This window comes from Caldivirga sp. (assembly GCF_023256255.1).
GTDB lineage: Archaea > Thermoproteota > Thermoprotei > Thermoproteales > Thermocladiaceae > Caldivirga.
The window spans coordinates 20,799-44,639 of sequence record NZ_JAGDXD010000045.1 but is presented as its reverse complement, the minus strand read 5'-3'; the positions used below and the strand labels follow the sequence as shown (position 1 = coordinate 44,639).

The 23,841-nt window shown below is 43.3% G+C and carries 21 protein-coding genes; 10 read left to right on the top strand and 11 right to left on the bottom strand.

Annotation, left to right across the window (positions count from 1 at the left end; all coding sequences use genetic code 11):
• Window positions 1-42 precede the first annotated feature (42 nt).
• Genes Q0C29_RS07455 through Q0C29_RS07440 form a run of 4 tightly spaced genes read left to right on the top strand, consistent with a single transcriptional unit; the run spans window position 43 to window position 3,129 of the window.
• Window positions 43-1,113, top strand: coding sequence for a Gfo/Idh/MocA family oxidoreductase (locus tag Q0C29_RS07455; RefSeq protein WP_292000033.1), 1,071 nt, complete (start codon window positions 43-45; stop codon window positions 1,111-1,113).
• Entirely contained in the window at window positions 1,110-1,910 is an 801-nt protein-coding gene (locus Q0C29_RS07450; protein WP_292000032.1) for a sugar phosphate isomerase/epimerase, read from the top strand. Before Q0C29_RS07455 ends, Q0C29_RS07450 begins: the two co-directional genes overlap by 4 nt.
• Before the next feature lie 47 nt (window positions 1,911-1,957).
• A complete protein-coding gene (locus tag Q0C29_RS07445) occupies window positions 1,958-2,755 on the top strand; it encodes an NAD(+)/NADH kinase (protein ID WP_292000031.1) in 798 nt (265 codons plus the stop codon).
• Window positions 2,674-3,129 (top strand): hypothetical protein, encoded by a 456-nt coding sequence (locus tag Q0C29_RS07440; RefSeq protein WP_292000030.1) that lies wholly within the window; start codon window positions 2,674-2,676, stop codon window positions 3,127-3,129. The genes Q0C29_RS07445 and Q0C29_RS07440 overlap by 82 nt, the downstream gene beginning before the upstream one ends.
• 23 nt (window positions 3,130-3,152) lie before the next feature.
• Here the strand turns inward: Q0C29_RS07440 and Q0C29_RS07435 are convergent, their stop codons facing one another.
• Genes Q0C29_RS07435 through Q0C29_RS07425 form a run of 3 tightly spaced genes read right to left on the bottom strand, consistent with a single transcriptional unit; the run spans window position 3,153 to window position 7,406 of the window.
• Complete coding sequence (locus Q0C29_RS07435) at window positions 3,153-5,648, bottom strand: STT3 domain-containing protein (protein WP_292000029.1); 2,496 nt, start codon at window positions 5,646-5,648, stop codon at window positions 3,153-3,155.
• Window positions 5,649-5,706: 58 nt separating this feature from the next.
• A complete protein-coding gene (locus tag Q0C29_RS07430; RefSeq protein ID WP_292000028.1) occupies window positions 5,707-6,612 on the bottom strand; it encodes an electron transfer flavoprotein subunit alpha/FixB family protein in 906 nt (301 codons plus the stop codon).
• 5 nt (window positions 6,613-6,617) lie between these two features.
• Window positions 6,618-7,406: an electron transfer flavoprotein subunit beta/FixA family protein gene (locus tag Q0C29_RS07425; protein WP_292000027.1), complete on the bottom strand. Its 789-nt coding sequence runs from the start codon at window positions 7,404-7,406 to the stop codon at window positions 6,618-6,620.
• 137 nt (window positions 7,407-7,543) lie between these two features.
• On the opposite strand from Q0C29_RS07425, the gene Q0C29_RS07420 reads away from it, so the two are divergent.
• Window positions 7,544-9,037: a carboxypeptidase M32 gene (locus Q0C29_RS07420; RefSeq protein WP_292000026.1), complete on the top strand. Its 1,494-nt coding sequence runs from the start codon at window positions 7,544-7,546 to the stop codon at window positions 9,035-9,037.
• A 77-nt stretch (window positions 9,038-9,114) separates the two neighbouring features.
• Here Q0C29_RS07420 and cobB read toward each other — a convergent pair whose 3' ends face one another.
• Window positions 9,115-9,885 carry an NAD-dependent protein deacetylase gene (gene cobB, locus Q0C29_RS07415; protein ID WP_292000025.1) on the bottom strand — a complete coding sequence of 257 codons (771 nt, stop codon included), beginning with the start codon at window positions 9,883-9,885 and terminating at the stop codon, window positions 9,115-9,117.
• An 82-nt stretch (window positions 9,886-9,967) separates the two neighbouring features.
• Between cobB and Q0C29_RS07410 the strand changes: the two genes are divergently transcribed.
• Window positions 9,968-10,606 (top strand): SGNH/GDSL hydrolase family protein, encoded by a 639-nt coding sequence (locus Q0C29_RS07410; protein ID WP_292000024.1) that lies wholly within the window; start codon window positions 9,968-9,970, stop codon window positions 10,604-10,606.
• Window positions 10,607-10,615: 9 nt separating this feature from the next.
• On the opposite strand, the gene Q0C29_RS07405 is transcribed toward Q0C29_RS07410, so the two are convergent.
• The 3 genes from Q0C29_RS07405 to Q0C29_RS07395 all read right to left on the bottom strand — a co-directional run bounded on the left by Q0C29_RS07405 (window position 10,616) and on the right by Q0C29_RS07395 (window position 12,932).
• Window positions 10,616-11,779, bottom strand: coding sequence for a glycosyltransferase family 4 protein (locus Q0C29_RS07405; RefSeq protein WP_292000023.1), 1,164 nt, complete (start codon window positions 11,777-11,779; stop codon window positions 10,616-10,618).
• Window positions 11,776-12,354: a glycosyltransferase gene (locus Q0C29_RS07400; protein ID WP_292000022.1), complete on the bottom strand. Its 579-nt coding sequence runs from the start codon at window positions 12,352-12,354 to the stop codon at window positions 11,776-11,778. Before Q0C29_RS07400 ends, Q0C29_RS07405 begins: the two co-directional genes overlap by 4 nt.
• Before the next feature lie 122 nt (window positions 12,355-12,476).
• Window positions 12,477-12,932, bottom strand: a complete 456-nt coding sequence (locus Q0C29_RS07395; protein ID WP_292000021.1) for an Hsp20/alpha crystallin family protein — start codon at window positions 12,930-12,932, stop codon at window positions 12,477-12,479.
• Between the two features lie 181 nt (window positions 12,933-13,113).
• On the opposite strand from Q0C29_RS07395, the gene Q0C29_RS07390 reads away from it, so the two are divergent.
• Window positions 13,114-14,163: a phosphate uptake regulator PhoU gene (locus Q0C29_RS07390; RefSeq protein ID WP_292000020.1), complete on the top strand. Its 1,050-nt coding sequence runs from the start codon at window positions 13,114-13,116 to the stop codon at window positions 14,161-14,163.
• Window positions 14,164-14,168: 5 nt separating this feature from the next.
• On the opposite strand, the gene Q0C29_RS07385 is transcribed toward Q0C29_RS07390, so the two are convergent.
• Together Q0C29_RS07385 and Q0C29_RS07380 are read right to left on the bottom strand one after the other, a co-directional pair.
• A complete protein-coding gene (locus Q0C29_RS07385) occupies window positions 14,169-14,756 on the bottom strand; it encodes a hypothetical protein (protein WP_292000019.1) in 588 nt (195 codons plus the stop codon).
• Window positions 14,756-18,115, bottom strand: a complete 3,360-nt coding sequence (locus Q0C29_RS07380) for a DNA-directed RNA polymerase subunit B (protein WP_367173652.1) — start codon at window positions 18,113-18,115, stop codon at window positions 14,756-14,758. Before Q0C29_RS07380 ends, Q0C29_RS07385 begins: the two co-directional genes overlap by 1 nt.
• A gap of 429 nt (window positions 18,116-18,544) precedes the next feature.
• Here Q0C29_RS07380 and Q0C29_RS07375 point away from each other — a divergent pair, with 429 nt between their 5' ends.
• The gene (locus Q0C29_RS07375; RefSeq protein ID WP_292000017.1) at window positions 18,545-20,314 is read left to right on the top strand and encodes a DUF2070 family protein; all 1,770 of its coding nucleotides are present in this window, start codon (window positions 18,545-18,547) and stop codon (window positions 20,312-20,314) included.
• An 82-nt stretch (window positions 20,315-20,396) separates the two neighbouring features.
• Here Q0C29_RS07375 and speD read toward each other — a convergent pair whose 3' ends face one another.
• On the bottom strand, window positions 20,397-20,801 hold the full coding sequence (gene speD, locus Q0C29_RS07370) for an adenosylmethionine decarboxylase (RefSeq protein WP_292000016.1): 405 nt from the start codon (window positions 20,799-20,801) through the stop codon (window positions 20,397-20,399).
• A gap of 478 nt (window positions 20,802-21,279) precedes the next feature.
• On the opposite strand from speD, the gene thiD reads away from it, so the two are divergent.
• Window positions 21,280-22,599, top strand: coding sequence for a bifunctional hydroxymethylpyrimidine kinase/phosphomethylpyrimidine kinase (thiD, locus tag Q0C29_RS07365; RefSeq protein WP_292000015.1), 1,320 nt, complete (start codon window positions 21,280-21,282; stop codon window positions 22,597-22,599).
• A gap of 58 nt (window positions 22,600-22,657) precedes the next feature.
• Entirely contained in the window at window positions 22,658-22,990 is a 333-nt protein-coding gene (locus tag Q0C29_RS07360) for a winged helix-turn-helix domain-containing protein (protein ID WP_292000014.1), read from the top strand.
• A 108-nt stretch (window positions 22,991-23,098) separates the two neighbouring features.
• Here Q0C29_RS07360 and Q0C29_RS07355 read toward each other — a convergent pair whose 3' ends face one another.
• Window positions 23,099-23,812, bottom strand: coding sequence for a hypothetical protein (locus tag Q0C29_RS07355; protein ID WP_292000013.1), 714 nt, complete (start codon window positions 23,810-23,812; stop codon window positions 23,099-23,101).
• Between the last annotated feature and the right edge of the window lie 29 nt (window positions 23,813-23,841).

Here is a 23,841-nt window from a genome sequence, read left to right as displayed (position 1 = left end):
TCTACTGAATAATGCTTTAAAGCGAATAAGCTAATCATTAGTATGCCCGGTAAAGTGGGTGTTGGTGTTGTTGGACTGGGGGCTATTGGGGTTGTTCACGCAAGAGCCATTAAGGAGTTGGAGCAGGAGACTGGGTGGATTAAGTTAACTGCGGTTGTTGATCAAATTAAGGCTAGGGCCGATGAACTTGGTAAGCAACTTGGGGCTAAAGCATACTACACATTGGATGACTTGGTGAAGGACCCTGATGTTGATGTAATCACCATAGCCACCCCATCATACTTACATGCCCCTCAAGCCATGTACGCAATGGAGTATCATAAGCATGTAATAGTTGAGAAGCCTATGGCCGTCACGCTGGCTGGGGCTAGGGAAATGGTTATGAAGGCTGAGAGAAACCACGTTAAACTCGGTGTAATCTTCCAGGAAAGGTACGCCCCTGATATTGCCAAGGCTAAGTCAATAATCAGTAGTGGAGGATTAGGTAAAGTGTTCCTGGTTGAGGCTAAAATGATGTGGTGGAGGGATGAGAAGAACTACTACAATAGGGATGAATTAGCCAGGAGTTGGAGGGGCATGTGGGAAACAGAGGGTGGAGGGGCCTTAACTAATCAAGGCATACACACTGTGGACTTAATGTACTGGTTTGGCGGTGACGTGAGTGATGTTGTCGGCTTCTACGTAAACGCCTCACACCCATCAATAACAGTGGAGGATACGGCTGTTGCAGCATTAAGGTACAGGAACGGCGCCTTAGGTTCATTGGCAGCGTCAGTGTCAACGCAGCCGAGTAACTTCCAGTTCAGGATAATAAGAGTGTATGGGACTGAGGGACAATTGGAGATTAACGATAGGTTAATCACATTATTAGCAACAAACCAGGGTGGGGTTCAGAGAATTAACCCTGAGGCTAAGAGGGATACGTTAACCCAGACTGAGAACCTCCATAAAACCCTCCTGAGGGATTTCCTTAACGCGCTACGTGAGGACAGGGACTTCCCGATAAATGGCTATGAGGGTATGAGGAGCCTTGAGATAATTAAGGCAATATACTTATCATCAAACACTGGGCAAGCCATTAAGCTGCCGCTTAATCAGGTGTACATAATATGAAACTAGCCTTCACTAGTTTAGCCTACCCTGAGTTAACGTTAAGTGAGGTTCTTGAGAGGACTAGGAGGTTTGGGTTTGATGGACTTGAGTTAAGGGTTGCTGATGATGGACAACACCTGAAGCCTATGTACCCAGTACCTAGGCAGGAACTTGAGTTAATTAAATCCTCGGGGGTTAGGTTAAGTAACCTAGCTGGCTACGCCTCCTTCGCAATGCCCAATGATCAGGAGAGGGCTAGGAATGAGGAAACCTTAAGAACACTCATATTAATTGCCCGAGAATTAGAGGCTCCTGGTGTTAGGGTTTATGGGGGTAGGGTTATTGATGATGTTGATAAGGCTGCTGAGAGGATAATTACCTCACTTAATAGGGTTGCTGACTTCGCTGAGGATAATGGTGTAGTGATAATGATGGAGACCCATGATGACTGGGTTAAGGCTGTAAACCTGAGGAAACTCCTTAATGGCCTTGATGGGAGGATAGGGATCCTACTTGACTTCGCAAATGTGGTTGCTGCTGGAGAGAACCTTGATAATGTTCTCGAGCTGGTTAAAGATAGGGTTAAGCATGTTCACGTTAAGAACTTTAAACTAGTGAACGGTAAAATTAGATACACTACGCCTGATGACTCGGCTGGACTAGTGCCAATAAGGAGGGTTATTGATTATTTAAGGGGAATAGGCTTCAACGGCTACTTATCAGTTGAATGGGAGAAGAAGTGGCATCCTGAACTTGAGCCTGGTGATGAAGTGTTGCCCAAGTACCTAAGCTACCTAAGGGCCTTAATTAATGCTTAAGTACTTTAATCCTTATAAGTTAAAGGTGGTTACAGTCGTGGATTTAAATGAGAGTCGGCGTTTACATTGGGGTATCGTACGGTGTAGATGCTGTTATGCAGTTCTTAAACAAGCTTATCTCACTTACTCAGGGTGTTGAATGGCTCTCTGTGGATAATTCAGTGGCAGCATTAAGTAGCCTAGAGGGAGGTGATGCAGACATGATAATCGTATTTGGTGGCGATGGATCATTGCTGAGGTTCATTCACACCCACCCAGAGTTAATGAGCAAACCCATACTTCACGTTGGGGCTGGTAGAGTAAACTTCCTCAGTGAAGTACTGGTAACTGAGGAACCATCTAGTGTTCTTAGGGTATTTAAGGGTGATTATTATATTGATGAAAGGGATTTATTATCAGCCTCATTTAATAATTCAAAGTGCTACGCATTAAATGAAATAGTGATGAGGTGCATGGACCCTGGACGCATGGCTACAATAAGCGTTACTGAGGAGCATGGTGAAGAAGTAATGAGCGGAAGGATGGATGGTTTAATAACAGCCACACCAACAGGCTCAACAGCATATAGTTTAGCGTTAGGTGGACCTGTTGTGGACTATAGGGTTAAGTCTAAGTTAATAGTACCCATAGCACCCTTCTCAAGAACCCTCGTGCCAATAGTCCACCCTTACGATGTTAAGGTGAGGGTAACCTCAATGGATGAATCCTACGTTATTTGTGATGGGTTTATAAAGGGTAAAACCATGAACCTATTGATTGAGCCATGGCCGGAGAAGGTGAGGCTAGTAAGGTTAAGAAGAATAATGATGTACGAGAGGCTGAGGACAAGGTTACTAAGGCCTTAATCATTGATGCAAGTGGATTATTCCACGTGAGAAACGCCTACGTCATAAGTGAAATTACTAATGCAGGCTATAGGTTAATCACAACAAGTCTAGTTGCAGGTGAGGTTAAGGATGCTAGATCCCAGGCTTTACTGGATTTAATAAACATAGAGATACTTGACCCAGATCCAAATGCCATTAATTCAATTAAACTACGTAACCCTGAATTAAGTAATGCAGACGCCTCAATAGTGGCCTTAGCCTCCTCAATGGTAGCCAGGGGTGTGGAGGTTAGTGTGATGACTGATGATGTGGGTCTCATAAAGGCATTAAGGAAATACGTGAAGGGCATCAGGATCATTACAGTTAATGTTAAGAGGAGAAATAAACCCTAAAGTAAACTCTCTGCAATCTAATATTAGCTTAAGGTACTGTTAAGTACTGAGTAGTTAATCCTATACACTAATACCCACCCATTCGGCCTTGAAACGTAAACCAACTGGAAGCCTGGTGGTGGGGTTAACCAGTTACCATAGAACCACGTGAAGTAAAGCTCATTCAATAGGGTTGTGTTAGTGCCGACGAACGGAGGCGGTATTAGGCTTTGACCCAGTATTGGCTGGAAGGTCATTACTAAGTGCACCGCTGAGGATGAGGATGATGATGACTGCGAGTACGTTGGCCAAGTGTTGAATAACCATAGGGGTAACGTTAACGGTGTTGCAGTTGTGGTTGTCCTTATCTGGGTTAAGCATTGATCAACATTAATTGAATAGGCCGGCGCCTCAAGATCAAAGAGGAGGCGGTAAAGCGTAGTGTTGGCTAAGGGTACGTACAGGTTATACGTGGCTGTTCCACCAGTGGGTGTACTGCTAATTATCTCTGCGGCACTAAGTATGTGGGTATTGGTGTACTCCGGGGAGTTACCTGATATTGTACTCATCCAGTAACTCTTAACGAAATCACCACCAGTTGGGTACTCCGGGTAGAGGGCGCAGAGGGCTACCATGCTTTGGGATGATGAACCACCGATGCTTAATGCAGACATTGGTGAGGGGACGGTTATGGGGAATGGGTAATAGGGTAGGAAGACAACAACATAATCAGCCCCAACACTACGTAGTAGCTCAAGGGACTCAGTTACGTTAGTTGAGGTAAAGGCAGTTGCTATTAGCTTAATCTGAGTACCATTAACGGTTGAGTTATCAGCCAGGCTAGTCCTATTACCCATTATTGCTAACCAGTAGCCGTAATCCCACCAGGAGGCTAGGACTGAATCATGAGGAGTATTATATTGGATCCAGTAGAGTGCATCAAGCCAGTCACTGGAGGGTATTGCCGGCTCCGTTGTTGAAACTATCTGCTGTGGTGCAGCTGCGATAGGTACACTTGACTGTGCAATAACTATTACTGATACGGCAAATAACGCAGTCACAACAGCTACAGTCAGTAGCCCTATTACATCAACGCCACGCCTAGCCACGAACTTAATAATTAAGTAGAGGCCATAGGCCGCCACGGGGAGCCACGCGAACATGAGCATTGTTAACCAAGCCTCACTGGAGGCGAAGTAGACTGATAAGACTGCAGTAATGGATAAGAGTAAGCCAGCCACATCCACCGTGGATAACGCGTACGTTAATCCAGTAACCTCAAAGGGGAGAGTATAGCCTGTTGTTGAAAGTAACTGATGGGCAGTGGAGGGGGAATGCTCAGCCACACTCTGAACTAGGGCACTACGGGCGGTTGGGAATAAGGCTGCTAAGTACTTACCACCAGGTATGTGTACAAGGACAGATATGCCTGATAAGGCTAAGGCAATGACTACCACCAGGAATATTACTGCCGCAGCTATCACGTACTTAGATGCCGTGACTAATTTACGTGCACCAAGCCTCTCCAGCATAACAACTATAATCGCCACTACCGCTAGTAATACTGCTAATGTACCAAGGGCACCGAGGCCAAGCACTGCATGCAACCTATACCTAGGAGTCATGGCTAGGAAGGCTGCAAAACCCAGGTAGGTTAATGTATAGGTACCCAGGGCGTTCACTGGGTCAACTGAAATACCATCAGTAACGCGGAGTGGAATAACCCTACCCTTATATAACCTGTAGAGTACGTATATTGAAAGTAGTATGGCGTATGCACCATAGGCGTTTAGCACGAATGTGAATGAACCCCAGAACCACACTAGTGAACCATTAACCACGGCCGCCAAGATGGCGTATGGTATCCAGTTTCTTTGCCTAAGGGCCTCAATGAATAGCGCCATGCCAAGTGGCGCTATGAATTGAAATAATGTTGCGTCAGCATACCAGCTTGCCTCACCCCTCTGTAGGAATATGAGTGAGAAGGCTGTCATTAATGCGGTTAACAGGCCCACGTACCTGCCTCCGAACCTTGAACCCAAATAATACATGGATAAGACTGATAAGGCATTCACTATCCCTGGAGTATAAACGGCAATAGATAATAGGGTTAAGTGCAAGTGAAGGTGCTTAACCAAGATATCATACAGTATAAGCCCAGTGAAGGATACGCCTGGGGATAGGGTGGTTGCCCAATTAACTCCCCACGGGTACCAGAAGTGGGTGTTTATGTAAAGGTGCCCATTTATTAAACCCCCGCTAAGCCACCATTCAATACCCTTAATGGCACCCATTTTAAGCATGAACTCCGTCAAGTAGTACCTAATGTATGGGTCAAATTCATTAATGTAGTTGCCCCATAGGAAAGCTGGGTAAAGCCTAATGTAGAGTCCAGTGGTGAAGACTGCCGCTAATGCGGCTAATAGGCCAAACCATTGGGTTGACCTTAATTCCCTTAACTCAGCACTACTAAGGCTTACCCTAGTCTTAGTCGGCGACTTAGCAGCACTACCTTTCTTCCCTCCCCCTGCCTTAACCATGTGGACGGTCTACGGCGCATTTTAATAAAGATTTCCCAAACGATGCAATTGAGGCTTGTCACCTCCTCTCCTTAATTTTCCTAGTTAAGACTGGGAGGAACCTGTACAAGTCCTCAACAACCCCATAGTCGCAGTACTTGAAGAAGGGGGCGTTCCTATCATTATTAATCACAACCACTATATTGGACTCCATCATACCGGCTAAGTGCTGGGGTTGTCCACTTATCCCAATAGCTACGTATAACCTTGGCCTAACCCTATGCCCACTTAACCCAATCCAGTGATCCTCACTCAGCCACTTAAGGTCGGCTGCCAATGGCCTTGAGCAACCTAATTGAGCACCTAAAGCCTCCGCAAGGTCAATGGCTAGTTTCAAGTCATCCCTACTCCTAAACCCCCTACCCACTGCAACTATCACATTAGCTTCCTCAATCTTAACATTACTTGTTGACTTACCTTCAACACTAATGAGCGTTAATGAACCTTGTTCAACACTTACGTTAACTGTGGTAGCTTTACTACCTTGACTATACTGCCTAGGCTTAAATCTAGCCGCCTGAGCCACTATTATTACTGGTGGTTGAACCTCTAAATCCGCAATAGCCCTATTTCCTAACGCATTAATTCTAAGTGAGTTTGGTTTAACGTAAGTGGGATTAATGATAACTGGGATATTCATTAATCCGCTTAAGTAACCACTTAATGACCTGTATGCTTTACTATCCGGCATTATGAAGTACTTGGCTTCCTTAAAATTACTGGTAATGAATCTAGCTAGTGGAGCTGGGTCAATTAACCTAGCAACATCAATTGTGTAAACCCTTGATACGCCATAGTTACCTAGGTCAATTCCCTCACTATCACCTAGAAGAACCGCACTTATGGTTAAGCCAGTGGCCTCCATTATTTCCTGGGCAAGGCCAAGAACACCCAGTGTTCCCTTATCAAGGATTACGAGTATCATAGTCCTCACCTCAATGCGTTATCCTTTATTAAGTAGTCAATGAGTTTATCAGCCTTCTCCTCAACACTGCCTGAATCAATAATCACCCCCTTCCGGTTTACTTGAATTGCCCTAATGTCCTTAACATTAACCACCCTGTTAACCTTCACGTTAATGTCATTAAGAGTTAGTAACTTAATGGGTTTCTTAATAGCTAACCTTATTTGAATAACCGTCGGTATCCTGGGCATGTTAATCTCCCTAGTTACTGAAACCACTAATGGTATTCTTGAACTCACCAACTGGGTTTCATTATCTAAATCCCTCCTAGCCGTTACGACACTATTCTCAACCTTAAGCTCCTTAACGTAAGTTATCACCGGTATTCCTAACCTAGCCGCAACCATTATTGGAACTTGGCCGCTATAACCGTCGATTGAGGCTTCACCGGCAATAATGATGTCGTAGCCATTAGTCTTAATTACCTCTGAGGCCACTAGGGATGTGGCCATTGGGTCTGTTAGAAGTAAACCATCGTCAGCAATAATGTAGGCTTCATCAGCACCCATAGCCAGTAACTGCCTAATTAACCCCTCAGCTTCCTTAACCCTGTCCTTGAGGGGTGGGTACTTGAGTACGGTGAGTATGTTAACGTTTCTCGCAATACCCCTCTCCTTAAGTCTCACCGCCTCCTCCACTGCATTCCTATCTATGTCATTTATCCTAAGGGGTGTTTCCTCAATGAGAACTCTATCCCCACTAAACCTGAGTTGGGACGTGTCTAAAGATAGCTTAACCAGCACCCAAACCCTCATTACTATATACTTCTATTTAGTGCTTTTTAAACAATATGCCTCACTTATTGAAGACACTCCAGGAGGGACTGATTAACTAATACTGCACTATATCCCTTAACTGCAATACTTAATTAACCAGTTCCAGTGATCCTCTAATGCTTAATGTGAATGATAAAAGGGTTAAGGAAATCCTAAAGAGGTACGAGCCTATTTGGGCCCTTGACCATGCCTTAGGGTTAATGGGCTGGGATCTTGAAACCTACATGCCCAGGAGTGGGGTTGAATACAGGGGTTTCGCAACATCGCAATTAATGCTAATGAGGCAGAAGCTGATGCTTGAATTAGAGGGCTTAGTAAGCAGCGCGGATGAGGGTGGATTAAACGATTATGAGAAGGGTATTGTAAGGGTGCTTAAGCATGAGTTAAAGTTCTACACTAAGGTTCCACCAAGCCTAATAGAGGAGTTAAGTAAAACAACAACTAAGGCTTCAGTGGTTTGGAGGGAAGCTAAGGCTAAGGCTGACTTCAACATGTTTAAACCCCACTTAGGTAAAATAATCGACCTCACAAGACAGGTCGCGGATAAGTTAGGCTACAGTGGTCACCCGTATAATGCGTTACTTGACCTTTATGAGGAGAATCTAACCATTAATGACTTGGACCCACTCTTCAGTAGGCTTGTCGGGGGCATTAGGCAATTATTAAGTAGGATTGATAGGGAAATATACCCTACTAAACATGAACTGGAGGAAGCTAAGTATAATGTTGATGAAATGAGGATTATTAATGAGGAAGTCGCATTCAATGTCCTCGGAATGCCTAGGGATAGATTCAGGATAGATACTTCAGCCCACCCATTCACAATAGGTATGGCTCCAGGGGATGTTAGGATAACAACAAGGTATGAGGGGGTTGACTTTAAGGCAACCTTATTCTCAGTCATACATGAATCTGGGCATGCACTCTATGAGCTTCAAATTGATGAATCCCTAGCGTACACGCCACTAGCTAGGGGTGCATCAACCGGATTCCATGAATCACAGTCTAGGTTTCTGGAGAACGTGATAGGTAGGAGCAGGTACTTCGTTAGGTTAATTTACCCAATCCTTAAGTCAAAGTTAAGCATACTTGGGAAGTTTAATGAGAATGACGTGTACAGTTACTTTAATGTTGTTAGGCCAAGTTTAATAAGGGTTGACGCTGATGAGGTGACATATAACCTACACATTGCCGTTAGGTATGAGTTGGAGAAGAAGATTATTGAAGGATCCATGGAAGTGAATGACCTACCTGAGGCCTGGAATACGTTAATGGAGAATTACCTAGGCGTGAGGCCGAGGAATGATAGTGAGGGGGTTCTACAGGACATACACTGGAGTCAGGGTTCAATAGGCTACTTCCCAACCTACACCCTCGGCAACGTGATTGCCGCAATAATACTGAATAGGATTGAGAAGGAACTTGATTTAAGGAACTTAGTTGAACACGGGCACTTGGATCCAATTAAGGATTGGTTAAGGGATAGGATCCACAAGTGGGGTGCGGTTTATGAACCTAAGGAACTCCTAAGAAGGAGCCTAAATGAGGGATATAACCCAGAACACCTGCTTAACTATCTGGAAAGCAAGTACATTAATAACACGTATTAGTATCCTTCTTACCTCTAGCAGTAGAATATTTAAATAGTCACCATTATTGACACCAATCCTTTAAGGTTATAAGGTACCTATTTATCCGCCATAATGTTCTTAACATGATTAAGTATGGCACTTAATGCCTCTGATGCACTGCAGTGCAGCACCACGTCAGCATAGTCATCATAGTCAGTGGGTTCTAGGTTAATAATAATTAGTTTACCACCATGCTCCTTAACCACGAGAGGTACGTAGGCTGCTGGGTACACTGTTAATGATGATCCAACTACTAGAACCACATCACTTAATGCCGCTACCTCAAGAGCTCTATTAATTTCGTTAACCGGCTCACCGAAGAGAACCACGTTAGGTCTAAGGATCCCTCCACATCTTGGACACCTTGGGGGATTCTCACCCTCCTCGTATTTCCTTAAGGCTAATGTGAAGGGATACTGGGCTCCACACTTCATGCAGTATACTGTAGTGTAGTTGCCGTGAAGCTCAATAACGTTGATTGACCCTGCTGATTTATGAAGGTTGTCAATGTTCTGGGTTATCACATACTTAATAACACCTAGTTTCTCTAATTCCGCTAACGCAAGGTGGGCTCTATTGGGCTTTGCGTTATTGAGCGTGTTGAATCTATTGATGTAGAAGTCCCAAAAGCCCTTAGGATCAGTGTTGAGGTAGTCAATGGATGCTAATGATGGGTCAAACCTCCTCCAAAGACCCTGGGGACCCCTAAAGTCAGGTATACCACTCTCAGTACTAATGCCAGCACCAGTGAAGGCTATTGCATGCCTACTGCCAGTGAGTATTAATGCAGCTTCCCTAGCGCCTGCTAGGCATTCTTCACTGCTCATGGTTGTGAAGAATAATTACTTTGATTTAAGTGTTTCACGATTTAGGTAATACTTTTTAATATCCCATAGCTTCCTATAGCTCATGGCTAAGCCCACTTTTAATGCGGGTGATAGGTTAGTTTTCATAGGTGATAGTATAACTGATAGCGGGAGGAGGGATGCTGCTCCTCCTCTAGGTAATGGTTACGTAGCCTTCTTCAAGGATATTGTTGATTCTCAGCATCCTGAACTAATGCTTAACATCGTTAATAAGGGTATTAGTGGTAACACTATACGTGACCTTAGGGAGAGGTGGGAGGATGATGTGATTCTACTTAAGCCGAAGCTCGTTTCAGTACTAATAGGCATTAATGACGCACACAGGTTCCTGGGAGGTGACTTAGGCCTATCCCCCGATGACTACTTCAAGATGTACAGTGAGGTGCTTGACTTAACCATTAAGAGGATTAACCCAGTAATACTACTTATGGCGCCATTCTACATAAGTAGGGCTAATGAATTAGACACCTTCAGGAGGAAGGTTCTTCAATTAGTGCCTGAATACGTTAAGAGGGTTGAGAGGCTTAGCATTGAGTACTCGGCAATATTCATTAATCTTCATGAGGAGTTTCAAGCAAAGTTAAGTTACATTGAACCGGAGGCATTGGCTCCCGATGCTGTACACCCAACCAGGAAGGGTCATGTTCTTATTGCGTTAAAGATTTACGATAAGCTTCTTTAGTTATTGGGGCTACCAGTTAACCTTAGCCCTCTCTTCAATGACCCTTCTGTAGAGTTCATGAGTCTTCCTCGCTATTATATCCCAAGTATACCCCTTCATTATGGTTCCCTTAGCTTCACCTGCAAGTTTACGTGCTAAGCCCTCATCCCTTAGCAGCATTTCAGCGTAATAGGCTATTTCATCTGGGTTATCTGGATTAACCAATACACCATTCTCCATATGCCTAATGAAGTCCGTTGGCCCACCCCTATTTGTTGCTATTAATGGCTTACCAAGCGCCATGGCCTCAAGTGCGCTTATGCCGAATGGCTCATACCTACTTGGTAATATAACTAGGTTTGAATGGGATATGATGCTGTATAACTCGTCATCACTTACCTTACCTGTAAAGTATACTTTACTACCTAATCCAAGTTGATTAGCTAGGCTAACTAAATACTCCCTCATTGGCCCATCACCAATTATTACGAGCTTAACATTACTTACCCTACCCAGTAACTTAGCGAAGGCTCTAATTACGGAATCAGGCCCCTTCTCGTAAACTAACCTACCATAGAAGACTATTAATAATTCCCAGGGATACGCATACCTGGAGCGGTCATACTTAGGCTTAAAGTTAAGTAGAGTTTTATCTATGCCGTTAGGTATTGTGACTATCTTATCATCAGGCACACCTAACACGCTTTTCACTTCATTAGCCATATAGTTACTGCAGACTATAACCTTCCAAGCCTCATAGGCTAGTAACCATTCCCACTCATGGATGTGCCTAGACTCAGGACTATGCAACCCACCCCTCCTACCGTACTCTGTAGCGTGTATTGTGGCTATTAAGGGTACCTTAAACCTATGCTTAAGTACTATGCCGGCTGGTGCAGTTAACCAATCATGCACGTGTATTGCATCTACCTCACTTACGTGGCTTAGATCCATCGTCATGAATATGTTGAAGGAGTGTACCCATGACGAGAAGTCAGGTACCCTAACCTTGAAGGCATCTATTAAATGCACGTTAACGCCCTCATCAATAACGTGAGTGTCCTCGTAACCTACGGTGGCCACATCAATGTTAACGCCTAGTTTAATTAATTCATGGGTTATGTAGTAAACGTGCCTACCTAAACCACCAACTATGTGCGGTGGGTACTCCCAGGAAAGGTGCAGAACCTTCATTCCACTATCACCCTGGCTAATTCATCAATTGTTGGCACGTAATTAGCGCTTATGTTAAACTTATTCTTAAGGTCGTCCACAGTCCTCTGCTTAAGCCCATAAACCCTATCGCATTGCCTGAAAACCCACCCCTCAATGCTTGCTATTGATGAACTTATAATGTTACCGTCAGGGTCACCACGCTCATACTCTGTGGAGAGTGTTATGCAGTTGATTTCAGTGTTAATACAGCATGGTTGAGTCGCCTTAGCAAGCAACCCCATTACGCAACCACCCCACTCGAAGCAGATTATTTTGTTAAACTCACCGTTTACCCTATACCTCATGTTTGCAATAACCTGTACCGATGAACTAAGCCCATATGATACCACGTTTGGGTAATCCTTAATCGGTAAGTTAACGCTAATAACCTTAACACCGTCGAAGTCTGGGATTTGGCTACTCCCCTGCGTAACAATCACCACTTCATGCCCCAGCGCCTTAAGTGCTGATGAGAGGGATGCTACTAGGTATTGAAGGTCAGTCAGCGGTGAACCTATCCTAGGATACTCCCATGAAAATCCTATAATGCGCATTCATTAGCAGAATCTATAACCCTTTTTAAAGGTTTAAGCAAAATAAGCGCCATTATAAGTCACTGTTAGTGATATTAAAGTTCTAGTTTAATTATTGAGCATTTATCTAATAATTGCATTAATTATTCAATAGCAACCTCAGCTGTATTATAGCCCGGTAGTTTAGTTAAATGAACTTGCAGTACGCCATCCTTATAATACGCCTTAACATCATCAAGCCGCACGTTAAATGGTAATTCAACTCTCCTACGCAATTTATAATTACTAAACCTCTCAAGAAGCACTGGTTTACCAGTCGCTACGTATGCTGTGGGTTCAGCGTTAACCTCAATGTAATTCATACCAATCCTCAACTTAATCTGCTCCTTACGTACACCAGGCATGTCGAACAGCACCATAACCTTATCCCCATCCTCATATATATCTATTGGTGGTTCCCTATCAATATCCTTATTACCAGTAACCATTAAGCTACTTATTATCCTCCTCAACGCCTTCTCAAGCTCAGTAATCTCCCTACCTATATTAGGTGGATTATTAGCTACCTGTTGCTCCTCCTTAACAATCTGAACCTCCATATAATTATTTAACCAGTGGTGGTAATAACCTCCTCGTTTAAAATAGGGTGCTGTGGTATAATGTGCAATATTTAGATATAAGTTTCTACTATAAGTGAATGTTAATTATCGGTTAGCAATTGATCCTGAGTATTAAGCATAAAATATTTATAGGTGGGTAGAGTAAGTAATGTGACCTATAGTGTCACTTGAGTCCGAATCCAGGAGGATACAATTAACGGGTGGGTCAACGTTAATAGTATCATTACCTAAGGAGTGGGCTAGGCAATTAAACCTTCAACCAGGTGATGAAGTTGTACTACTGCCCCAGAGGGACATGTCACTCCTACTGGTTCCTAAGAAGGCTATTAAGCCATCCTACGCTGAGGCGAAGATTGAGGTCACTGACGAGTTAGCTAAGGGTGATAGGTTAACCAGGGTTACCCTAGGCTATTACCTAGCCGGCTACGATGTGTTTAAGCTTTTCTTCACTCAAAACACTATAGGGTTAAAGAAGGATATTAAGGATGTTGCAAGGAGAAAGCTGACTGGGGTTGAGATAGTTGATGAGGGTAGGAACACCTTAACTCTCCAGAACCTCATAAACATACCTGGTGACATAAGTATAAGTGACATAGTTTTGAAAATAATCAGGGTTATTGAGAGTATGCTTGATGACATTAAGGTTGCATTAAGTACTGTGGATAAGAACATTCTAGTTGACATAGTGGAGAGGGATAATGAGGTTGATAGATTCTACTGGCTGCTAAATAGGATACTTAAGAAGTTAACCACAAGTAGTTACTACGCCTCAATGTCCGGCATTAAGGATCCAAGGACAATACTTGACTATGCCTTAATAAATAAGTCCCTTGAGAGGCTTTCAGATCACATAGTTCAAATAGCTAATGAGCTGATACAAGTGGGTCAACAATACATTATGGGTATTCCGAAGGAACATAGGGATAAGGTAATTGAATACGTGGATAAGGTAATGGAGTTAATAGGGGTACTGAGTAGGTCAATCTCATCCCAAGCAACCAATAACGTTAGTGAAATCAATAACTTAATAGACTTAGCGAGAGGGAAGGCTCATGAGGTTCGTGGTCTCCAGGGAAGCTTAAGGGAGTATGAGACATCACCAACAATAATAGCATCCTTTGACTCAATACTATACAGTATAGCCAGAATGCTTGAGTATATTTCAGATATTGGGGAGGCACTATTAAACATAGTTGTTGAAGTCGCCTAAATAATTCAAATGCGTGTTAAATGCACGGTGATAACATCCTCAAAAAACATGTGGCTATTGAATAATACGTCAATGAAGTATAATGGCCTAATGCCCCTTATTGATGACAATAAGTACTCTAACCCATCATTACCCACAGTGAGTATGAACTCACAGCAACCTGTCTTAATAATATTAACCACACCTGTTAAAACATCACCCCTGTAGTTTCTGCAGATTGACACATAGGCTGGGTCACTGATGCTTAACTCGCCATTGCTGCAGGTTAAATATGGCGTATTGAAGACTATTATTGAATTACTAATGTTCCTTAGGCAATCGGCAAGATTACAGCATACTGCATCAACATCCACACCCTCATCCTCAGCGTACCTAGTGGTCTCCTTAACTGCAGTGCAGTTAACGTCAGTAGCTATGAATCTCCTAAATGAGGTGAACTCCTTAGCTACATTAGTTATTATGTAACCTGAACCACTCCCTATCTCAATGAAGTAATCATATCCACTTCTCAATTTAAGTACAGTTAAGGTGACGTTAAGTGTTTGATAAGTATCATCAGATGGCCTATAGGTGAAGTTTGGGAAGTAGCCCATTATCCTATTGGCTCAGAGAGCTTAAGCCTGGGGTATATGCCTAAGCTTATTAACTCCTGCAGCAGTAGCTTGAAGGCGTAGGGGACAATAACCTTAGCTATCCTCCCCTTATCACCATGTATTGGGCATATTGGCCTTTTCTTAAAGTCATCCCACCAGGCCATCATACCACAGTCCTCACACACGTACATTACGTACCTATCGCTTGACTCAACCATCCTCTCGTGAAGTAGCGCCGCAGCTCCATGGGCTATTAAAACATCCCTCTCCATTTCACCAAGCCTCAAGCCGCCTTCCCTTGACCTACCTTCCGTCGGCTGCCTAGTCAATATCTGCATTGGCCCAGTAGCCCTGGCGTGTATCTTATCGGCAACCATATGGTGTAGCTTCTGGTAATATACTACACCAATGAATATGTCCGCATCCAGCCTGGTACCCATTAATCCACTGTACATGGTCTCCCTACCACTCCACCTGTACCCAGCCTTCATCAGCATGCTTCTAATGGTATTCTCAGGAACACCCTCAAACGGCGTTGCATCAACCAACGTACCGTATAGTGCAGCAGTCTTACCTGCTATAGCCTCAAGTAATTGCCCAATGGTCATTCTGCTTGGTAAGGCATGCGGATTAATAACCACATCTGGCGTTATACCATTCTCAGTGAATGGCATGTCCTCCATTGGCACTATCATGCCTACTACACCTTTTTGCCCATGCCTTGAGGCAAACTTGTCACCAAGTTCAGGTATCCTAAGCTCCCTAACCTTAACCTTAATTAACTTGAAACCCTCACTACTCTCCGTTATTAAGACCTGGTCAACTATGCCCTTCTCACCCCTCCTGACCGTTATTGAATTATCCTTCCACTCACCGGCTAGTTGACTCTCCGCCAATGCACTATAGAACCTTGGTGGACTTATCTTACCTATTAAAACCTCCTTGCTTGAAACAAAGACCTCCGGAGGCACTATACCATCCTCATCAAGATGGGCGTAGGCCTCAGCACCCCTGTAATCCCTAACAGTGGGTGGCGGTATGGTTATCCTATCGTTCTCACCCATTGGGTACCTCATGGCCTCGGTCTCGTAGGACCTATAGAACACGCTCCTAAACATGCCCCTCTCTATGGCTGCCTTATTAATCATAACTGCATCCTCTATACTGTAACCCATGAATGACACTAACGCAAGCACCGCATTCTGGCCGGATGGCCTCATACTGTAGCCTATTAACTCAAGACCCCTAGTGGTGACTAAGGGCCTCTCCGGGTAGAGTAGTAAATGCCCCCTACTATCAATCCTATACCTGTAGTTGGAGTAGGGGAATCCAAGGGATTGCTTAGCCATGGCTGCTTCATAAATGTTCCTTGGTGATTGATTATGCTCAGAGTAAGGTATTATATGGGCTACGGCACCCAGCATTATGCTTGGTATAATTTCCATGTGAGTGTACTTGCTTAAGTCAATATCCTTGGCATCACCTATGGTTACCATGGCGTTCTCCTCCTCATCAGCATCAATGTACTCTACTATGCCGTTCTTAACTAAGTCATCCCAAGTCCACTCCCCGCTCTTCAACTTCTCAATATGCTCCTTAGTTAACCTTAACTTACCATTACTTATAATCAATAATGGTCTCCTTAACCTACCCCCATCACAGTTAACCCTAACCTCATTAAGCTTCTCAATGTAACCAACGTTAACTTCACCATTAATGTCACCCCTCCTCCTAGCCTCCCTAATCGCATTCACAAGCGCCTGCGGATCCCTATGAATACCTATTAGCCTACCATTGAGTAGTACGTTAGCCCCCTTAATCTCATTCTTCCTGGCGTCCAACACATTAATAACACCCATTTCCCTTAACATAGCCTCCACGCTGGCTTCATCAACACCCACGGTTACCGTCGCCATAAGAGCCATGTTCTTAACCAACCCACAGTTTTGCCCCTCAGGGGTCTCTATGGCGCATAACCTACCCCATTGAGTTGGGTGAAGATCCCTCGCCTCGAAGTGCGGTTGAGTCCTACTTAGTGATGATACGACCCTCCTTAGGTGGCTTATTGTTGAAACGTAGTTAGTCCTATCAAGCATTTGAGTAACCCCAGTCTTCCCACCAACCCAATTACCTGTTGATAACGCATGCTTAAGCCTATCACTAATTATATCAGCCCTAACTATTGTTCTTAATTCAGGTATCTTACCTCTTGAATACTGCTTCTCCAGTTGATTCCTGAGGTCTTGAACAAACTGAGCGAATATGGATCTGAATAATTGGGCTAATAAGTCACCAACCAACCTAACCCTCTTATTAGACATGTGGTCCTTGTCATCAGGCTGCCTCCAACCTTTGTAGAGTTCAATAACCCCAGCTACTGCCTGGCCAAGTTCAATAGCTTTACTTAACCTAACCTTATCATCAGGTACTGTGCCTAAGTGGGGGAGGAAGTACTTATCAAGGTACTCAAGGGCCCTCTGAATCCTTATTTCCCTAGGGTGACCAAGCACAATCCTCCTACCTATGTAATCCCTAGCCTCATCAACAGTTGGCGCAATTTGAATAGCCATCTCAAATGATGCAAGTAACTCCCTCTGAATCTCATCATTATCGCTCACGGCCAGGGCAATGTCCTGGTCCTTCTCAAGGCCGAGGGCCCTCATAACCACTGGGAAGGGCATCCTAGTGGGTATCTTGGGTATTTGGACGTAAATCACCCCATCCTTATGATACTCAACAACAACTGTCGTTCTATAGCCTGGACCCATGGATATTATCTTAGCCCTAGGTACCCTAGTAGCCCCCCTCTCGTCGTAGTCGTATATTGGCTTATTAAGGGCAAGATCCTCCTGGGAAACCACAACCCTCTCGCTACCGTTTATTATGAAGTAGCCGCCTGGGTCATTTGGATCCTCAAGCTTCTTAACTATAGCCTGCGGCTTTAAACCATATAAATTACAGTACTTTGACTTAACCATTATTGGTAAATCACCCAAGGGAACGGTCTCAGTGTACTCTTCACCATTTATGTAAAGCATGACCTTAAGCCTCATGGGTGCTGCGTACGTTATGTTCCTTAACCTAGCCTCCATTGGGTATATTACGTTCTCCACTCCAGTTGGTTCCTTGAACCTTGGCTTACCTACCTCAACATCAATGAACTTAACCTTAACATCGCCTAAGTCTATGTTGAATTCCTGAACTATCTCCTTAAGCTTCCTATCCACGAAGTCATTGAATGAATCTATCTGATGCCTAACCAACCCGTAACTCCTCACATAGGATTCAACAAGAGTCCACCTATCCTCACTTGCTATGTATCCTCCTGAATCCTCCGCTCGGAGTATCGGTAATGGCAGTAATGATGTTTGAGAATCCCTCCTAACACTACTCACAAGCCAGTATCATCACTGAGTAGGTTTATAAACTTTCATCTCCAGTGGAGCAGGCTTGGAGTGTAAGGTAACGAAGCATTCCTCTATGCAATCTGAGAGGCAACTCTCATTAACCCTAACGTCATTATCATAGCACTCAGCCACGCAGTGCCTAATGCATTCCTTATTCATAGACTTCTACATTCAACTTCAGTGTTTTTATATTTTTCTCCCCTGAATGAAAGGTATGATACCGGGATTACCGCCTCATTAAGACTTGGCCCTTCTACAACTGAAAGGTGTGTTTTTCACTCACTAGTGGTAGGCATTAACCATTTAATGGTTGAGGATTCGATGAAGCCTCATTCTCCATGTGAATACCTTTAAATAATTCACAGTTACGTGAACCGTTAAATGAGTAGGAGATTTGAACGCGGCTATGGGATACTCTTCGGTATTCATGCTGGTGGCCTAATTAGGTTAATAGGCCTGGTGCTAATGATTATTACCCCTCTATTAATCCTCAGTAGAATAGGGTTGAACCCCCTCTATTCCTTCCTAGTTTCACTATTTTATATCCTAACTTCACTGATATTGGCATTAATAACAATGAGAATGACTGGGGTAGGTTCATTTAAGATGCATTATACGACAGTATTGGTAGTAATGATTGAGTCAATAATAATAGACTCAGCGATGAGTATTATTGAGGGTAAACTAGTTGTTATGGCTGGTGCCTTAGCCTCACTGGCGCCATTATCATTAATGGTATCCCTACTTAAGGATCCTGTTGGATCAAGACCAACAGTAAGCTACCTAACGGACCTTGCGCTACTACTCACTATAGTGATAATCATACAGTTACCTGTTTACCTAATTATAGGTACGTTAACCCACGACTCAATAAGCATACCTAGGGTTCTTTTACTTGACTCAATACTCTTCGTAGTGTCTATACTAATAATGCTCTCCATGATAATCATACATAAGGTTAAAGGAACATTATACTACTTGAAGATGTTTGGGGCATTCATCTACACTATGATAACGGGTGATGGGTCATTCATGGAGTTTCACCTCCTAAGGTCTTCCAAGGATTCTGAAGTCAAGATCCATGTGGTTCACGTAACTGGGGATAATGGCAATGACTCATACATAGTTATACCTTACATGCATGCAGGGCCAGTAAGCCATGTGGGTGGAGCTGACTTAGTACCTATCCTAGTTAAGGTAGCTAGGTCAATGAGGACGAGACTAGTGTATTTGCATGGTGTTGGCGGTCATGAGGCTGACCCAGCATCGTATGATGATACTATGATCATTGTCAACAGCATTAAGGAGGCAATGGTTAAGCTTAGGTCCAGTAACCACAGTGAGGTAATTAAGGCTAAGCCGATCATGCGTGTGGAGTCAGGGGATATCAGGCTACTAGTTTTACCAATAGCCAATGGTAAGAACCTAGTCCTAGTATCCCGATTAAGGAAGTCAATGGATGACATACCAACCTACGTTTACAATAAGGTTGCTGAGGAATTGGGTAATGAAGTTAATAGATTAATAATCATTGATTCACAGAACAGCTTCAGTAGTGATAATTCCTGGAGTGATGATGATGTACGGGACTTAATTAATGGACTAAGAAGAGTACTTAACACTCCTGATGTTGAGGGTGAATTAAGGTTAAGGGTTGTTCATATACCTAGGAGTAAGGTACCTGGCTCATTCATGGAGATTGGGGATAATGGAGTGTTCGTACTGACACTGGCATTTAATGGCGCATCATCTGTTCTAGTGGTTATTGATGGCAATAACATTAAACCGGACCTAGCTAATGAAATTAGGAGGAGGCTAGGGGAAATGGGTTACTTAGCTGAAGTAGTAACCACTGATAATCACCAGTACACCGGCTTCTTCGGTAAAGTTGGTTACCATGTTGTTGGTGATTGGGTTAACCAAAGTGAATTAATAAGGCTAATACTAAATGCCGTCAATAATCCTGAAGCCCCAGTGGTTAAGGTTAGTTACACTGAGGTTTCAAGCAGGATACGCGTAGTGGGAATAGATGGATTCTACGGTATGGTTAAGGCGGCCTCCAGCGCCGTCAGTTTAACGCCAATACTTGCATCATTACTATTCCTAGCCCCAATAGTCTTATCAGTGATAGCCACTTACCTCATACTTTAACCCTAATATCAACATTTTAGAGAGGCGGAAAAGGGGAAAAATAGGGTGTTTAGTTTATTTAATAATTTGAATTATGGTAACCTCACTTACTACTCCTATCAACTATAGTCTTCGTGAAGGTTCTGGGGTTAAGTTGCCTTATTATGTAATCAAAGGCATCCCATGGCCTTGAGTGCTCGCCACAGGTGTATACATCAATGGTGGCGTAGTTGTATGCTGGCCAAGTGTGTATTGCTATATGGGACTCTAACACTAACGCTATCACTGATACTCCCCCCTTATCACCACCACCAAAGCGCCAAACTTTAACATCAACTAGGTGCATGTTAGCAACCTCCGCTGCTTTAATTACGAGGTTTTTCAAGTATTCATCATCCTGAAGCAACTTAGCGTTAACCCCCCATACTTCACCAAACACATGGCGACCAACCACACCCTCTTCCCCAACCCCCGATCGGGGGATTGGACTTTCCTGCTGTTGCAACATTTTTCCAATTGCCCGATTAATCAATAAACTGACCTATTTTTAAACATTTCCCACCATTAGCCACCGCTATATATATCCAATTTATTAATGAACATAGTTAAGTTAGCCCTAGTCAAACCTAGAAAGCATAATTATCATGAGTGAAGGAGTATATAGACAGTTCATAAATAAGTAGGATAATGGAAATGACCCTGGTTGATTACAGGATCCCACTATTGAGACCATTAGATCGCAACCCTTTATCCAGTTTAAGGGAAGTCTTAATGCACTGCTACATTAGTACTGAGTTAACAATATTAACCGCTGCCTGGGATTAGGGTTAGTGATGAGGAGGCATTTGCATGATGAGTGATTACTGCTGGAACTACTGACTCAGCCCTAATTAACCAGGCCACTGCATTAATCTAAGGTGCATTAATAATCACGTTATGGATTACCTATAGTAGTGTTTATTAAGGTGATTAACCTACTTTGAGGTATGGCAGTTAAGCTACCTAAAGCATTAACAATAGCTGGTCTCGACTCAGGTGGTGGAGCTGGGATTACTGCTGACTTAAAGACCTTCCACGCCATGGGGGTTTACGGTATGGTTGCATTAACAGCTGTCACTGCTCAGAACACGCTTGGTGTTAAGGCGGTTCAAGAGGTTGATCCAAGTATAATTGAGGCCCAGGTGAATGCCGTTGCTGAGGATATAGGTATTGATGCAGCTAAGACTGGAATGTTGAGTAGTTCACCTATAATGGAGAGCGTTGCCAAGGTCATTAAGAGGTGGGGATTCCCATTAGTTGTGGACCCTGTAATGTACGCTAAGAGCGGTGACCCCTTAATGCGGCGGGACGCTATGGAGACCTTAAGAAGGGCAGTAATTCCCCTAGCTAAGGTAGTAACCCCAAACGTCCCTGAAGCTGAGAGCCTCTCTGGAGTGAGCATTAGGAACCTTGATGATGCTAGGATTGCGGCTAAGAGGATTGCTGAGGAGTTTCACCCTGAGATTGTGATAGTTAAGGGTGGACACCTTACGGGGGCTGAGAGCATTGATGTGGTTTACTTTAGGGATAGTGGTGAATTCAGGGAATTGAGGGCGCCTAGGATTAATACAGGAAACACGCATGGCACTGGGTGCAGCTTCTCAGCAGCCATAGCGGCTGGTTTAGCTAAAGGCATGAGTGCATGGGATTCCATTAGGCAGGCTAAGGAGTTGATAACAATGGCTATTCAATACTCCCTACCCCTAGGTCATGGGCATGGGCCAGTTAACCCAATGTCGTGGATTGAGTTAAGGGCCTATAGGTATGATGCGATAGTGGACTTAGGTAATGCTGTAAGCATGATTAAAGGTAAAGTAAGGGAGTTAATTGATCCACAGGGTAATGGTGGTATTGCAACTACCTTACCACCACCCTACGCCGTCAATCCCAGCAATGTGATTTCCGTAACCTGGAGGGATATTGAGGAAGGGTTACCAATCAATGTAGTTACGCGTAGTGGGGGTAATCGCCTAGTGAAGTATGCTCTAGGTATGGTTAGTGGTAACTCAAGGTTAAGGGCACTACTACTTATAAGTGGTTTAAGTAACTTAATAAGTAGAATCAAGAATGCATTAACTACATATGAGTATGATTCAAGTGGAGATGAGTATAGGCTCATTAATAGTGCACTTAATGAAGCGGTAAGGTCACTGGGTAAAGTACCTGATGCAATTCACTTAACAAGTATTAATGACCTCATAATTGTAGGTGAATCGGCAACAGCTGTGTCTAGTAAGTTAGTGAATTCTCTATTAGTTACTAGGTGAAGTAAAACTTATGGCTCAGTAATTTATTAAACCAGAAGCCGTAGATTAAGTCCAGTGAATGTATAGAAGTAGAGACTATAAGGATGTTAGGAGGTTATTGGTTTGGCTACTTTACGCATCCAGGGGTGGGGAGACTAGGCTTAGGATACTTACCTTACTTAAGCAGAATGGTCAATTAAATGCCAGTCAATTAGCTAGGGCGCTTAAGGTTAATTACAGGACAGTGACATACCACTTAGATATTCTTGAGGCACACAATTTAATTGAAAGAATCCAGACAAGCCACGGAATATACTATAGGTTAAGTAGCGCTGGGTTAACTAACTGGGACCTGATAAGTAAACTACTTAAGTACAGTAAGAACAGCGGTATGAGTAAAGACCAGCATTAATGCATAGTCCCATGAATGTTTAATTACTAACACCTATTCATGAAGAACAGTGTTTCTAGCCCTTAGTTAATTTTCATAGGTTCAATAAAGCAACTTAACCATATGCACCTAAGAATTACCCATTAGCCTCTTCATTATTGAGTTAAGCATTCTCATAGTCCCCTTATCTAATACGGTTGACCCAGCACTTTCAATGAATGCCTTTAATGCATTAACATCATTCCTATAATTCACCGTGAATTCATCCCTATAGCTCAATACAGTAGCCCCACCCCAACCTAATGCGGTTAGTATCCTCATTATCTTTAAGTAGTCAATGGGACCATTCATTAATGGGTAACCACCTTTACCATTCTTAATATTATGGGCATAAATGAATCTAACTATGTTTAGGTTAGGTAGAAGAAACTCAAGTAACCTCCTTAAACCTTTAAATGAAGGTGCATCAACCGTTAAGCTAATCCTATGGGGTGGAGGAACGGGGGGTATGCTTGTTTTAAAGTTTATGAACCATGACAACACAATGTTGTACTCAGCAGCCGCATCAAGGAACTCATCCACATTACCCCTCGGGGGTCTTATTATCACTTCACTTAAGTTGAGGTAATTAGCAAGCTCCATTATCCTAATGAAGTCCTTAATTTTCCTTGGCGTTGGTACCTTAATCGTGACTGGTTCATATTCCTCCAGTTCAATGGCTAATTCAGGTAATGACCTACCCCAATTACCCTTAATGTAGTCAACAACATTTAAGGCGACCTGAAGCCCACTAACCTCCTCCGGCTTAACCCTTAATGGGTTAACCTCAACTAATACATTCATTAATACTTAAGGCGGCTTAACGTTAATTA